The organism is Oleiharenicola lentus (genome assembly GCF_051660365.1).
GTDB classification, from domain to species: Bacteria; Verrucomicrobiota; Verrucomicrobiia; order Opitutales; family Opitutaceae; genus Lacunisphaera; species Lacunisphaera lenta_A.
This window is the reverse complement of record NZ_JBOZXB010000001.1, coordinates 3415914-3430479: the sequence shown is the minus strand read 5'-3', so window position 1 is coordinate 3430479 and position 14566 is coordinate 3415914. Positions and strand designations below refer to the sequence as shown.

Below are 14566 nucleotides of genomic sequence, written 5' to 3'. Positions count from 1 at the left end.
CGACGCAACCCACGCGGCTGCCAAAACTTTCATGCTTCTCTTCACTCATCCCACCGGAAACGCCAATGTGCGCCATGCCGCGCTCGGCCTTTTTCGCGCCGGTTTACTCGCGGAGTTTTGGACCTGCCTCAATCTGCACGCGCCCGAGTTCATCGATCGCTTGCTGCCCGCGCGCGTGGCGAGCCAGCTGCGGCGGCGGGCGTATCCCAGCGAGTTGCTGACGTCGATTCACACGCGACCGTTTCACGAAGTCGTGCGACTATTCGCGCCCAAGGTCGGATTATCGTCCTTCGTCAAAGGTGAAGGCAGCGCCTTTAGCATCGACGGAGTTTATCGCGCGTTAGACGCCGCCGTGGCCGAGCGATTGAGCCAGGCAAACTTCCGTGCAGTTTACGCCTACGAAGATGGCGCGGCGACGGCCTTTCAAGCAGCGCGGCGTCGCGGCATGGTGACACTTTACGATTTACCCATCGGGCATTGGCGCGCTGCGCGCACGTTACTGCTCGAAGAAGCGGAACGAGAGCCGGAATGGGCCGCGACATTAACCGGCAACCAGGACAGTCCGGCGAAAACTGATCGGAAAGACGCCGAGTTGGCCCAAGCGGATATCGTGTTCGTCGCGAGTGCGTTCACGCGCCAAACGCTAAGTGCCGCGCCTGATTTCAAAGGCACCGTGGTCGTCGTGCCCTACGGGGCGCCCTCGTTCACCCCCGTAACGGCGGCAGTCCCCAATCCCACGAAAAAACTCCGCGTGTTGTTCGTCGGCTCGCTCGGGCAACGCAAAGGTTTGAGTTATCTTTTCGCCGCCTGTCGTCAGCTCGGTTCCGCCATCACGCTTACCGTCATCGGGCGCAAACCCGTTGAGACGTGCGCCGCGCTCGATCGCGAACTCACGGGCGTGCGTTGGATTCCCAGCTGCCCGCACCAGGAAATCCTCGCGGAGATGGTCGCGCATGACGTGTTTGTTTTCCCCTCGCTCTTCGAAGGCTTCGGGTTGGTGCTGCTGGAAGCGATGGCCATGGGTCTGCCGGTCATCACCACGCCAAACACCGCCGGTCCTGATTTGATTCGCGAAGGAGTCGATGGATTTATCGTGCCGATTCGCGACAGCGCGGCCATCGCCACCCGACTCGAGCGATTGCACCGCGAACCGGCACTCCTCGCCGAAATGCGTGAACGCGCGCGTGAACGCGCGCGCGAATTCTCCTGGGACAACTACGAATCCACGCTCGCCACGTGTGTGACGCGGGCACTTGCGGAAAAGCGACCGCGCGCCGCATGAAAATTTCCATCAAAGCCTTGATCTGGCTCTACCTCACGTTGCTCATCTTCGAAGGGGCATTGCGCAAATGGGTGCTGCCCGGAATGGCGGACGCGCTGCTGGTCGTGCGCGACCCGGTGATCCTGGCGATTTATGTTATCGCATTTAAGCAGCGGATTTTTCCGATCAACCGCTTCATCGCGGCCATTGCAGTTTTGGCCGGGCTTTCAGTGCTCCTGTCTGTGCTGGGCGGGCACACGCACCCGCTCGTCATCGCCTACGGGGTGCGCATTAATTATTTTCATCTTCCGCTCATCTGGATCATGGGCGCAGTGCTCGACCGACGTGATGTGGAAAGGATTGGCGCGTTTCTCCTGATCGTAGGTATCCCGATGACTTTGGTCATGGTCGAGCAGTTCCGATCACCGATGAACGCCTACATTAATCGCGGAATCGGCAACGATGAGGTCGGGCAGATTTTCGGCGCGGACGGACGCATTCGTCCGCCCGGCCTATTTGCCTTCATCACGGGGCCGCAGCTTTTCTATCCACTTTGCGCGGCATTTTTCCTGGATGAAATTTCCGGCGCGAAACGCCTGCCCTGGTATTTGCTCGTGGTGTGCGGGCTCACTTTGGCCATCGCGTTACCCGTATCGATCAGTCGCTCTCTCATGTTGGGCACGGGCGTGGTGGCGGTGGCGTTCGTGCTTTCGCGTCCGTTCACCTCTGTGAAAGCCTCCGTGCTTTTCCGGCCCCTTCTCTTGCTCGCGGTGGTCGGAACGGCGCTCTCTCAGCTCCCCGTATTTCGAGAAGGCGCGGAAGTTTTCATGATGCGTTGGGACACCGCCGAGGGCGAAGGCGCCGCCGTCGCTTGGGGTGGCGTGCTCAATCGCACCGTGAACGGGTTCACCAATCCGGCGTATTTCTTAAAGATCGCGCCGCTCCTTGGACACGGAATTGGCAGCGGATCGAATGTCGGTGCGCGCCTGACTTCCGGAGAAGTGGGGTTCAATCTCGCCGAAGAGGAATGGGGCAAAGTGCTCCTCGAACTGGGTCCCCTCGTCGGTTCCGGATTCATAATTTTTCGAATAATCCTGACCGGCTGGCTTGGCTGGGTGTCGTGGCGCGCGCTGCGGCGCGACCGCAACGCGCTGCCGTTGCTGATTTTCGCCGCCATGGCGCTGACCATTTTGCAAGGCCAGTGGGCACCGCCGACGGTGTTAGGCTTCGCCGTCACGGGTGCTGGGCTGCTCCTGGGCGCGTGCAATCCTCGACGAGACGACCCCGGCGCGAAGCGAAAGACGGACGAGTCATCCGCACTCATTTCACACCCCTCCCTTCATCACCGTGGAATCCAGCGCGCACCGTCACTTACGCCACGACGACTTCCCTCAACTCTTCACAAAAAAAACCATGAAAATCCTATTGATCGGTAATTTGCCCCAGGACGGGCAACAAAGCATGCAACGTTTTACGGATCTGCTTCATCACGGCCTGAGTGCTCGGAACCACGATGTTACGGTGCTGACACCGACCCTGCGACTCGCCCGCCTGGGCCCGCGCTATCACTATAACGGCCTGCCGAAATACCTAGGATACTTCGATAAGTTCGTGCTGTTTCCGAGGCAGCTACGCCGTCACATGCAAGCAACCCGGCCCGACATTGTGCATCTCACTGACCAAGCTAGCGCCGTTTATATGGGGGCAATCGATTCCCAGCACACAATCGCAACTTGCCACGATCTCCTTCAAATTCGGGCAGCAGCGGGCGAGATTTCGCAACACACTTTGAGTAGGGCTGCCCGCGCCCACCAGAACTGGATCCGTAGAAACCTAAATCGCGTGCCGCATGTAGCCTGTGTCTCGGAACAGACACGATCCGAAGTGTTGCGGCTGACTGCAATGGGGCCCTCCAAAACCTCGGTAGTCTCCAACGCGTTAAATTATTCCTACCGACCGATCGCAGCTGCAATTGCTCGTGAGCGCCTTGACGCACTTTCAGCAACTGCGCACAAATCTGACCCATTCAAGCACGGCTTCGGGGGGTTCGTGCTTCACGTAGGTGGCGAACATTGGTATAAGAATCGTCCAGGCCTGCTTGCAATTTACGCAGCCTTGCGCACGCAGATTTCTCCGCCGCCGACACTGGTAATCGTCGGCCCCGCGCTCGACGCCGAAGCATCGGCCATCGTTGAAAAACTGGGTCTGGAGACACACATCACGGTGTTTACGAATGTGAGCAACCTGCAGCTCGAAGCACTTTACTCGCTCGCAGAGGCGTTAATTTTTCCGTCGCTCGAGGAGGGCTTCGGCTGGCCCATTGTCGAAGCACAGGCCTGCGGCTGTCCTGTTTTCACCTCGAATCGCGCGCCCATGCCGGAAGTCGGGGGACGATTCGCTTATTATTTCGACCCTACGAATCCTTTGGAAGCGGCGCAAATTATCAGCGCCGCGTGGGTCGGCCGGCACGTCCACCGTGATGCCGCAATCAGCGCCTCCGGACGCTGGCATGCCGACGTGATGCTGGATGCTTACGAAGCTCTTTACCGACGATTGCGCGCATGAAAACACTTCATCTCGTTAGCTCGATGAATCCCGCCTTCGGCGGGATTTCCGCTTTTTTAAACTCGCTTGTGCCGGCACTCAACGCGCTCGGACATTCCTCCGAAATCGCATGTCTCGATTCGCCCGATTCCTTATTTTTAACCGACATTATCGGGCGCGTGCACGCACTGGGCCCTGTAAAATCTGGCTACGGCTATGCCCCTCGATTGCGCCCTTGGTTGAAAACCGCCGCGGCGCGCTTCGATGCCGTGATTGTCCACGGGCTTTGGCAATACCATGGGCTGGCTACCAACGTCTCAATTACGCCAGGAAGTTCGACCTGCTATTTCGTGTTTCCCCACGGCATGCTCGATCCCTGGTTCAAACGCACTTATCCGCTCAAGCATCTGCGTAAATGGTTTTATTGGTGTCTAGCTGAGCGACGCGTGCTGCGCGGAGCAACCGCTGTTCTGTTCACATGCGCGGAAGAATCGCGCCTGGCACGCCAGTCGTTTCCCGGCAGTTCCTACCGTGAACGCGTAGTGACCTTCGGAACAGCCGCACCGGAAAAAAATTCCAGCGAACAACGTGCTGCTTTCCTCGTGAAACATCCTGCACTCCGAGAACGGCCGTTCTGGCTTTTCCTCGCGCGCCTCCACCCCAAAAAAGGCGTCGATATTCTAATTGATGCCTATGCCGCGCTCTGTCGCGAGCACACGGATCTCCCCCATCTCGTCATCGCGGGCCCGTGCGATGATCGGGTATACCTCGCCGATTTGAAACGACGTGCGGCCGCATCGTGTCCCGACGGCGCAGTGATCTGGACCGGTATGTTAGAAGGCAACGTGAAATGGGGTGCGCTGCGAACGGCAGAAGTGTTTATCCTGCCGTCTCATCAGGAAAACTTCGGTATCGCGGTCGTGGAAGCTCTCGCATGCGGCACACCGGTGCTAATTTCCAAGGAAATCAACATCTGGCGGGAAATTCTCGATGACGGCGCAGGCCTAGCCGAAGCCGACACCACTGAAGGAACGTTGCGACTCATGCGCCGCTGGCGCGGCCTGGACCGCTCATCGGTAAACGCCATGCGAACCGCCGCTCTCAGCACGTTTAGCCAACGTTATGAAATCAATGCGGTCGCCAAAAATTTAATCCAAACCCTGCAACCTACTTCGACTCTCGTCCTTACCTCATGAAAATCACTATTGTTCAAGGAGCGTTCTATCCCGTGCCCACGCTGCGCGGCGGTGCCATTGAAAAAATCTGGTTCGCTCTCGGCCAGGAATTTGCCCGGCGCGGCCATGAAGTCACGCATTACTCACGACTGTGCGATGGCCTGCCGGCACGTGAAACAATATCCGGAGTTCGTCACATCCGGGTGCTTGGAGCGGACACCCCCTCATCGCGTCTGCGCCAAAAGTGGCGGGACTTCTGTTTTACGTGGCGCGTTCGTGGAAAATTAACACCCGCCGACGTCATCATTACCCACACTTTTTTCTCACCCATGCTTTTTTCCCCGAGGCGACACGGCGCGATTTGGGTCCATGTGCAACGCTACCCGCAAGGCCAGATGAGATTTTATCCACAGGCCGCGCGACTTCAGACGGTCTCGCGCGTCATCGCGCACGCCATGGTGAATCAACTCCCGTCTTCGTTGGATCGCGTGCGCATCATTCGAAATCCTCTGCCGCCGCTCGCGCAACTTGCTCAACCGATCGCGCGCGACCCAAATCTCGTGCTGTTTGTCGGACGCCTGCACGCTGAAAAAGGCATCGAATTGCTCGTGGAAGCGGCGGCGCTCGCCCGCTCGCAAGCTCCCTCACTGCGGTTTCGAGTCGTAGGCCCGCACGAGACTCGTTTCGGCGGCGGTGGCGACGCGTTGCTCGAAAAACTCAAACTCTTGGCGCAGTCCAGCGATGCCAATGTTGAATTTACTGGCTCCGTGTTTGATGAGGCCGCGCTGGCGACTCACTACGCCGCGGCCAGCGTATTTGTTTATCCTTCACTCGCAGCGAAAGGCGAAGCATCGCCCGTCGCACCGCTGGAAGCCCTCGCCCGCGGCTGCCCGGTGGTGACTTCCGATCTCGAATGTTTTAACGACACCATCGGTTTCGGAGCCTTTGCCAGCCGTTTTGACCATACGGCGGCGGATGCGTCCGCGCGTTTACTCACGTCAATTCGTGCGGCAATCGGGAATCCTGTCTCGTGGTCGGTCGCATCTGAAGCCGCCATCGTGCGGGCAAACGAATTTTCCATCGAGCGCATCGCGACCGAATACCTTGCAGGATTTTCGGTGCTCCCGGCTGACGAATCATGAGCGTAGAACTGCACACCCATAACCAGGCTAGCGCCTACGCGTCGCCATGGACCCTGCGCCGCCGACTCACGTTGCTCGTGTGGGACTGGACGTGGGCGCTTACTTGCGCGTGGACTCCGAAGCCGTGTAATCGGTGGCGCTTGCTCGTGCTGAAGCTATTCGGCGCGGAAATTCACGGAACACCCTTTGTCCATCAGCGCGCGCGCATCCAACAACCCGCCAACCTCGTGCTGCATGATCGCGCGTGCCTCGGTGACGGCGCGGTCGCCTACTCACTCGATCAGATCGTGCTGCACGAAGGTGCGACGATTGCGCAGGAGGTTTATTTGTGCACCGGCACTCACGATTTTTCACAAAAACACATTCCGCTTCAGACCGCGCCCATCGTGGTAGAGCGAGGAGCGTTTGTCGGAGCACGCGCTTTCATCATGCCAGGGCTCACGCTGAGCGCAGGTTGCGTCGTTGGAGCAATGTCGGTGGTGACGCGTGATGTCCCGGCACGCACTGTCGTCGCAGGAAATCCTGCGCGAGCACGCAGCGGGCATGCTTTACGCGTGGCGGGGACGAACCCTGATACGGAGGTCAGGGCATAAGGCCCGCCGGTGCGCTTGAGCGTCCGCACGGTGAACGCACGGTGTTCATAGAGGGAAAATCACGCGACGCGTGGCCCCCTTCAAGAACACTAAACACAAAATGAAACTCAGACTAAAGTCCAAGTTGCTCCTCACGGCCACCCTCGGGTTGGCCTTTTCTGCGATTGTCGCTCACGCGCAATTGATGGTGAACGTCAGCCAACGCGCCACTTTCGGCCCGTTCGTCGGCGGCATCAACAATTCCGTGACCAACAATGGCAGCACCAACATCAACCAGGTCATTACGACCGGCACGCCACTGGCGTCCCAATTCAATATCACCTACGATCCGATCACCGGACCGTCCATGGTAACGCTGAACACGGGCACGCTCACGACAACGAACTTCATCTTCAATTCGACCATCACGCCGCAGAATTATTTCTCCGCCCTGGCAGTCGCGATTGAGACTGATTTCGATGGCAACGGTAGTTACGATCTTACTCAGAACTATACTCTGAGTCTCTCGCCCTTCACGTCGCCCAACGGCCTGACCGGGGTCAACTACATGATCGTTCCGCAGCAGTTCTTCGGTTCGGTCATGATCAACGGCTCCAACTACGGTTATGCCTCGGTCGTGTCCAACAACCAAGGCACGCTGTTCGATGGTTCGTCCACGACGGCCGCGATTCAGTTCCAGTTCCTGGCCACGCCGGTGCCAGAACCTTCCACCTACGCTCTCGCAGGTGTCGTTGCGCTCGGTGGCATTGTCGCTCTGCGCCGTCGCCGCAACAAAAGCAACTCGCCCCTCGCGCTGGCTGCTTGATTCCGTGCCGCGCCAGTCACCCCGCTGGCGTAGCAGTGTAAAAATGATTCCGCCGCGATCCGTTAAGTCGCGGCGGTTTTGCACCTCACGCCTGAATCCCTCGTCATGAATCCGTCAAAAATTTCCGTTTCCGTTCTCATTCCGATTCGCAATGAGTCGGCTAATCTCGCCCGTTGTCTCGCTTCCGTTGCCTGGGCCGACGAAATCTTCGTCGTGGATTCCCACAGCTCCGATGACTCTGTCGCCATCGCCACCGCAGCCGGGGCCAAGGTTGTGCAATTTGATTTCAACGGCATCTGGCCGAAGAAAAAAAACTGGGCCCTCGAAAACCTCCCCTTCAGTCACGAGTGGGTCTTGATCCTCGATGCCGATGAAGTGATGCCGCCGTCATCCGCCGGCGAAATCGGCACCATCGTCGAACTCGACGGTGCGGGCCACACCGGTTTTTGGATCAACCGTCGTTTTATGTTTATGGGCGGCTGGCTCCGTCACGCTTACTATCCAAACTGGAACCTCCGTCTTTTCCGCCATCGCGTGGGCCGCTACGAACAGCTTGTCCGCGGCGCGACTCACAGTGGCGACAACGAGGTGCACGAGCACATCTTTGTCGAGGGCCTCACCGGCAAACTGAGCTGCCAGATGGATCACTATGCGTTCCCCTCGATCGACGTCTTCATGGAAAAGCATAACCGCTACTCCAATTGGGAAGCGCGACTCGATATGGAACTGGAATCAGCCGACCGGAATCCTTCCGCCGACCGTCCGCTGCAATCCACCGCCGCCAGTTTGCGCCGTCGGTTGAAGCTTTGGTCGAGACGGCTGCCTTTCCGCCCGACGCTGCGTTTTCTTTACGTCTATCTCGTGCAACGCGGTTTCCTTGACGGAGCGCGCGGCTTTTACTTCGCGCGGCTCCATGCTGTGTATGAGTTCATGTCAGTGGCCAAGGCGGCCGAGCTCCGCCTGCCCGCTCCACGGTCTGTCGCCGGCGTGCCGCTCGTCAGATCCGTGGGAGCGTAATTGCCCCGGTTGAAGCGAGCAACTGGCGGGAGATTTTCTCCGCCAGTTCTGCTTCTTCGGGCAAGGCGGCTTTCGGATCGAAGTTCGCCAGACTGGCCCGCGCCGCGTCGCGGTTGCCCAGCTCCATTAAGATCACCGCGCGCAACAACGCAGCCGGCACGGCTTCTGTTTCGAGCGTAATCTTCTCCTCCGGCAATAACGCCAGGGCTTCAGCTGCCCGTCGCTGCTTCCAGAGTGAAAACGCATACACCAGCCGACGCGCGCGATCCGTCGGCATGGCGGCGAATTGTTGCTGCGCCACCACGTGCGCGCGGGTGAGATTGGAATCGATCAGCAGGCAGTAGTAAGCGTAAGCCACCGCCGCGTCGCCTGTCACCGAGTTGTCTTTTAAATGCACTCCGAGCACGCGCACCAGTTCCGAAGTGCGCCGCGTGCTGCGGTAGTAGTCGAGCAATTCGGCGAGCAAGACCTGATTCCCTGCCTCCCGCTCGAACAATAAATTGAGCACGGCGATTTGCTCCGCCCGCCATTCCCATTGCGTGGTCAATGCGCGCAGGTCTTGCAAACGTGCCGGCACGCGATCGGCCGATGCCAAGGCTTGCCGCCATTCTTGGTCGCTCTGGCGCAGATCGTTTTCTTGCCGGGAGGCCCACGCGAGTAATGCGGCGCGCAGGTAGTCGTGCTCACGCCATTTCTGGGTGTTTAAAAACAAGCGCAGCTCCACCGCATTTCCCGCACCATAAAGCGTGTCCGCCAGTCGCATATCCGGCGTGGCGGTGCTTCGCGCCTCAGGCGTCAGGAGTAAAAGCCAGCCGGGCCTTTCCACACCACCGGCCGGGCCTTGTTGCATCGCGAGCAGACGCGAACGATTGCCACTTTCACGCAATGACTGGGCGATCGCGGTGTGGACACCGAGTAACAATTTCTTCTCCTCCGGCAGGAAATCAGCGCTAGCCAAGCCATCCACCAAATCGTCCGCGCCCGCCACGTCACCCAATGTGGCCATGCACAATGCACGCAGCACGCGACGCACAGGCTCAGATTTTTCGCTTGGTGCAAGGCGGTCCAGTTGCGCGAGCGCATCGGCCACGCGCCCTTGTTTGTAGAGTGCGAGCGCATACGTCGTCGCAAAATTCGGATTATCCGGATGGGTTTTCGCGAGGTCGGCCGCGAGCAAGTTGACCCGAGCCAGGTTCGCATCGAGCAACAAGCTGGTGTAAGCAAAATTATTTCGGGCAATCTCGTTGGCAGGGTGCACTTCGACGAGCCGATTGAACAAGCGGTTGAGATTCACCGTATTCCCCTGGCGCTTTTCCCACAGGACAAGAATTTCCTGCACCGACTGGTTCTCGGGAACGAGGGCGAAAATTTTCCAGACGACATCGTGGCGTTCCTGCGCCCAACGCCAACCGTCCACGCGCGCCAGCAAGGCAAGGGCTTTGCTCATGTCGGCTGCAGTGCCGGCAAGGGCAAGTTTCCAGGCCCCGGCAAAATCTGCCCTGCGATCTTGCTGACGGTAGCTATAGGCGAGCAGCGCCGCACGCAGGTAATCGCGCTGCGGCCATTTGCTACCGCGCAGCAAGACTTCCAACCGCTCATAATCGCGCATTCGGAGCAACGCTTCCGCCACTTGGAGCTGCACGTATTCGTTCGCCTGCGTGGTTTCCGGCAGGGTCGCGAACCAGGGCATAACGGTCGCGGTGCGATTCGATCGCACGAGAAAATCAACCAACCGCGCGACGTCCCCGGGCGCTGCCGCCGCTTCGGCTTTCAAGCCGGTCAGTGCGGCGGTCGCGTCGGGTGAGCCGACCAGGAACAAGCCCTCAATGATCAACAATCTCTCGGCCAGCGTCAGGTCGGACTGGCTTTGGAGTTCTTGCACAATTTTTCTAGCGCCGGGAGAGACGTTACCCGTCACATGATCACGCAGCAGCAAAGTCAGCGCGCGCCTTCGTAGCTCGGGCTGCTCCGAAAGCGTGCGCAACTTCGCGCGCGCCGACTCATCCTCGCGGGCGGGATCGCGCGCAAGTTCCAGTTCCACGAGATCCAGTTGCGCCGTGAGATCGGCGGGCTGTAATTGCGTGAGCGCCACCAGATGGAATTTTGCGGAGAGCAACTGCCCGCTTTGCACGTAAGCTTGCGCGGCCAGTCGGTGGAACTCCGGGTTCTCCCGCGCGCCTTCCCCGATTACCTTGATCGCATCGATCGCGTAATTGATCGCCGAGAACTGCAGCGCGAGGCGCATCAACTCCAGGTAATTCTCGGTCGTGGGTTCGATGTGACAGAGGTTTTCCTGATAGTAAATCGCGTCGGGTTGCGCCCGGGCTTTGGACGCTTCGACCGCGATGCGCCAAGCCTCCGGATTGACGGTGGTGGACTTCAGGCTTTTGCGCGCCGTAAGAATCGCGTTGGCAAAATCTCCGCTCACCAAAAAGGCGCGCGCGTCACGATTCATGGTATCAAGACGGTGCGCCTTAACGGCAGGCCACGCGTAGTGCCGCGTCGTCACGTAGCCGCCACCGAGTAGTGCCAGGGCAACCAGGCTGCCCGCGACCCAGCGCTGCCAGCGTTTAAGTTTCTTTTTCATAAATTCTTCGGGGTTGAAAGTGACGCCAGTGACCCGCCGGGCCCGGTTTGAATCACGCCTTGCAACACGCGCACGACCACCTCGCGCGCTTCGTCGGACGAGGTCGCCGCGAGCAGCGCGATGCCGATGACGTGCTGTCCGAGATTGCGCTCACCTTGCATGACAGAGCGCAGCCGCTCCGACGAATCCACCTGCCGGTAGGAAGATTCCGCCACGCTGGAAATGGGCCGGTCTTCGATGATGGCGTGAAACACATACACGTCGCGGCCACCCTGACTGAAAAGATACGTGGAGAATGGAATCCGCAGCCCATTTACCTCACACGACCAGCCCCCCAAGTCGCCCACCAGCGTAAGCCCGGTCGCCGGCAAACACACCGTGGGATAATGCGCGCTCGAGAGAAATTTAGAGACGCGCCCGGGATTCCAATGCAGCGCATACATCTGCCATGGATAAACTCCTTCCGCCTGCCACGACGCGGTGGCGCCCTCGTTGAATTTCAAAAGTGCCAGCGTGCGTTCCGCGAATTTGCCATGCGCAAACTGCGGCGCTTTTTCCGGCCACTCCACTGACCACGCCAACGCGGGCGGCACTTTGCTTTCGTGCCAGCCATACCACGCGTGCGTCAGCCCCTCCGCGCCGACCAGCCAGAGAAGGCCGGCGACTGCGAACCAGCGTGGCCACGGCGCACGCCGCAATTCTGGATTAGAATCGCGCACCACTTCGCCGGCTCCGGACGCGATTCGCTGCGGACGAAACCACTCGGAAAGCCCCCACAACGCGACGAGGCATCCGATCATCGCCACGACGCCGATGGTATCGTGCCACTTTTCTGCGAGCCCTTCAGTGGCGGTGAGGTGCGTGAGCAACAGCGTGCGCAACAGGTTGATCAAAAACGCGAGGGCGAACGACGCCGCGACGAGTCCGACGCGCCGCAGCCAGGAAAGCCGATGGAGTTCACCGAGGAAAAGCGACATCATGAAGGCCGTTTGCAGCGAACGAATGCCGCTGCACGCCTCCTCCACGTTGACCCAGCGATCCGCGACCTGAATCAAGTTCCCTTCGGCAAGCGCCGGGGTGCCCGACCACGTGAGCAATTCCGCGCAGACCGCGGCGTTGCCGCGCATGAGCTCCTGCACGAGAAAAGTTTCCATCCACACCGGCCACGGCAAGGCCGTGAAGCAAAACAGCTGCGGAAAAATAAAATGCAGCGCGTAACGCAAGCCGCCGATGGCGGTGAACGCCATGAGGCTGAGTCCCACTCCAAGTGCGGCCAGGCTCCAATTGATTTTCACCCAATCGGGATTGGCTTCTTGAATTACCCGCACCGGCAAATACGCCGCGAGCAAAACGCCCGCAAGAACCAGCCACCCCACCGCTGACACTGCGGCGGGCGTCAGCGCAATCGGGCGCGAACGCCAGCGCTCGAACAATAAGTAAAGCGCCATGATTGGCACCGCCCAACCGTAGGCATACACGACATTTACGGTCCACTCGAGGCGCTGCTGGTTGAAAATAAGCAGCCAGAGCACACCCAGCATCGTCAATGCAGGCAGCCATGCGAATCGACCAAGCTCGCTTAATTTTCGCGGCCAATGTTGGGCCGCATCCGGTTTTTCTGATTCGCTGGTGGAGTCCATTCACCGCAATCTACTTCGCCACGAGCGAACCCGCCAGCGCGCCAACCTCAGGCAAACCCTGATGCGCCCATCCTCTCGTGGAGGACGAAGCGCCTCTCTTTAAGCAAGCTCTCGTTTGCTCTCTTCCACCCAACGCACACTGAACTGCACGAGTTCATTCGCGGTGCGAAGATTAACCTTCGACTTGATATGCCCACGATGGGTCTCCACGGTCTTCACACTTACGTGGAGTCGGCCCGCGATTTCCCGCGTGCCCAGACCGGAGCCGATCAGTGTCACAATTTCCAGTTCGCGATCGCTCAACACTGCCACCGGGGATTCCGAAAAGTGTTCGGGGCCCTTGATTAGGCGATCGAGCATCTGCACCGAAACCGCCTCACTCACGTAAATCTGCCCGCTGAGAACTTTTCTCACGGCCTCAATCACTTTGTAACTGACGTCCTGTTTCATGACATAGGCTTTTGCGCCGGCCTTTAAGGCCCGCAATGCATACACGGACTCGTCGTGCACGGACAACACCACCACTTGAGTCCGGGGATCAAGGATTTTGATATTCTTAATCAGCTCGATGCCATTATTTCCACGCAAGGAAATGTCCACGATGACAAGGTCGGGTTTGAGTCGCTCAATTTCGCTCGTGGCGGTCGCGCAATCCTCTGCTTCGCCACATAGCTCGAGGTCGGACTCCAGTGCGATCATGGCAGCGAGACCGCGCCTTACCAAAGCGTGATCATCGACGATAAAAATGCGGGTCTTCAAAGAGGAAAACCCCTCGCCCGATGCATGAAGTGAGCAGAGCTAAATTCTGCCTGACTGATTTTTTTCATCCGGCGAAGGATAACACCTCGTCGGTGGACACACTATCGGGGCATCTGGTCAACGTTGGCGCGTTTCACCCCGACCCCGAGCTAATGCATTACCTGAGCAGCCGCGTGCACCGGCTTTTTCAGGCTTCGCGCACTCGCATGGTTTCCAAGATATTTTCCATCGGTGCGGGCGCGAGCGACAGCCGTTTGCTTTCCTCGACCCAACGGATGCAGAACTGCACGAGCTTGGTGCCACTCGTAAGATTGATCTTCGCTTTAATGTGGGCCCGATGCGTCTCAACCGTCTTGATTCCCATGTGCAGGCGCGCGGCGATCTCACGCGTGGCATAGCCCGCGCCGATCAGGTTAACCACTTCGAGTTCGCGATCGCTCAACCCGGCTACTGGCGAATCGCCCTCGTGCTGGCCTTGGGCGAGTCGATTGAACATCTGACTGCCGACATCCTCGCTGATATACATCTGCCCTTTGCTCACCTTGCGAATGGCGTCGATGACCTTACTGCCCGCGTCCATCTTCATCACGTAGGCTTTCGCGCCGGCCTTCAACGCGCGCAGCGCATAAGTGGTTTCGTCGTGCACGGAGAGCACGACCACACGAATCGCTGGGTCGATCACTTTGATGTTTTTAATGAGTTCAATTCCGCTGTTTCCGCGCAGGGAAATATCCACCACGACTACATTTGGACGCAATTTACCCAACTCTGCCGTGGCAGCGGCACAGTCAGCAGCTTCGCCGATAAACTCCATATCGGGCTCGAGTCCGATCATGGCAGCGAGTCCTCGGCGCACCATCGCGTGGTCATCAACCACATAAACTTTGGTTTTCACAAGCAGCGCTCCTTTTCGAAGCGCACATTGGCGATGGATGGAAAATTTCCTGCCATCAGGGAGAACGGTGAATAAGTAGTCATCGAAGGCCGTTAATTTACACTATTTTACAACGCGGTGCCATCAGGCCATCCCCTAAGAGTATATC

General features: G+C 58.8%; 12 protein-coding genes. 8 read left to right on the top strand and 4 right to left on the bottom strand.

The features are described from left to right. Positions 1–31: 31 nt before the first annotated feature. The 8 genes from ACRRQW_RS13335 (at position 32) to ACRRQW_RS13300 (ending at position 8537) form a co-directional block, all read left to right on the top strand. Entirely contained in the window at positions 32–1282 is a 1251-nt protein-coding gene (locus ACRRQW_RS13335) for a glycosyltransferase family 4 protein (protein ID WP_438481969.1), read from the top strand. Then, on the top strand, positions 1279–2697 hold the full coding sequence (locus ACRRQW_RS13330) for a hypothetical protein (RefSeq protein ID WP_438481968.1): 1419 nt from the start codon (positions 1279–1281) through the stop codon (positions 2695–2697). The genes ACRRQW_RS13335 and ACRRQW_RS13330 overlap by 4 nt, the downstream gene beginning before the upstream one ends. Continuing rightward, the gene (locus ACRRQW_RS13325; protein WP_438481967.1) at positions 2675–3826 is read left to right on the top strand and encodes a glycosyltransferase family 4 protein; all 1152 of its coding nucleotides are present in this window, start codon (positions 2675–2677) and stop codon (positions 3824–3826) included. Before ACRRQW_RS13330 ends, ACRRQW_RS13325 begins: the two co-directional genes overlap by 23 nt. 23 nt (positions 3827–3849) lie before the next feature. After that, on the top strand, positions 3850–5001 hold the full coding sequence (locus tag ACRRQW_RS13320; RefSeq protein WP_438481966.1) for a glycosyltransferase: 1152 nt from the start codon (positions 3850–3852) through the stop codon (positions 4999–5001). Beyond that, complete coding sequence (locus ACRRQW_RS13315) at positions 4998–6122, top strand: glycosyltransferase family 4 protein (protein ID WP_438481964.1); 1125 nt, start codon at positions 4998–5000, stop codon at positions 6120–6122. The genes ACRRQW_RS13320 and ACRRQW_RS13315 overlap by 4 nt, the downstream gene beginning before the upstream one ends. Then, the gene (locus ACRRQW_RS13310; RefSeq protein ID WP_438481963.1) at positions 6119–6715 is read left to right on the top strand and encodes a putative colanic acid biosynthesis acetyltransferase; all 597 of its coding nucleotides are present in this window, start codon (positions 6119–6121) and stop codon (positions 6713–6715) included. Before ACRRQW_RS13315 ends, ACRRQW_RS13310 begins: the two co-directional genes overlap by 4 nt. Before the next feature lie 100 nt (positions 6716–6815). Next, positions 6816–7520 (top strand): PEP-CTERM sorting domain-containing protein, encoded by a 705-nt coding sequence (locus tag ACRRQW_RS13305; RefSeq protein ID WP_438481961.1) that lies wholly within the window; start codon positions 6816–6818, stop codon positions 7518–7520. 105 nt (positions 7521–7625) lie between these two features. Then, a complete protein-coding gene (locus ACRRQW_RS13300; RefSeq protein WP_438481960.1) occupies positions 7626–8537 on the top strand; it encodes a glycosyltransferase family 2 protein in 912 nt (303 codons plus the stop codon). Here the strand turns inward: ACRRQW_RS13300 and ACRRQW_RS13295 are convergent. The 4 genes from ACRRQW_RS13295 to ACRRQW_RS13280 all read right to left on the bottom strand — a co-directional run bounded on the left by ACRRQW_RS13295 (position 8518) and on the right by ACRRQW_RS13280 (position 14418). Then, positions 8518–11124, bottom strand: a complete 2607-nt coding sequence (locus ACRRQW_RS13295; RefSeq protein ID WP_438481959.1) for a hypothetical protein — start codon at positions 11122–11124, stop codon at positions 8518–8520. The two genes, ACRRQW_RS13300 and ACRRQW_RS13295, sit on opposite strands and share 20 nt — an antisense overlap. After that, positions 11121–12764, bottom strand: coding sequence for an exosortase/archaeosortase family protein (locus ACRRQW_RS13290; protein WP_438481957.1), 1644 nt, complete (start codon positions 12762–12764; stop codon positions 11121–11123). Before ACRRQW_RS13290 ends, ACRRQW_RS13295 begins: the two co-directional genes overlap by 4 nt. Positions 12765–12863: 99 nt before the next feature. Then, positions 12864–13523, bottom strand: a complete 660-nt coding sequence (locus tag ACRRQW_RS13285; protein WP_438481956.1) for a response regulator — start codon at positions 13521–13523, stop codon at positions 12864–12866. Between the two features lie 187 nt (positions 13524–13710). Then, complete coding sequence (locus ACRRQW_RS13280) at positions 13711–14418, bottom strand: response regulator (protein ID WP_438481955.1); 708 nt, start codon at positions 14416–14418, stop codon at positions 13711–13713. Between the last annotated feature and the right edge of the window lie 148 nt (positions 14419–14566).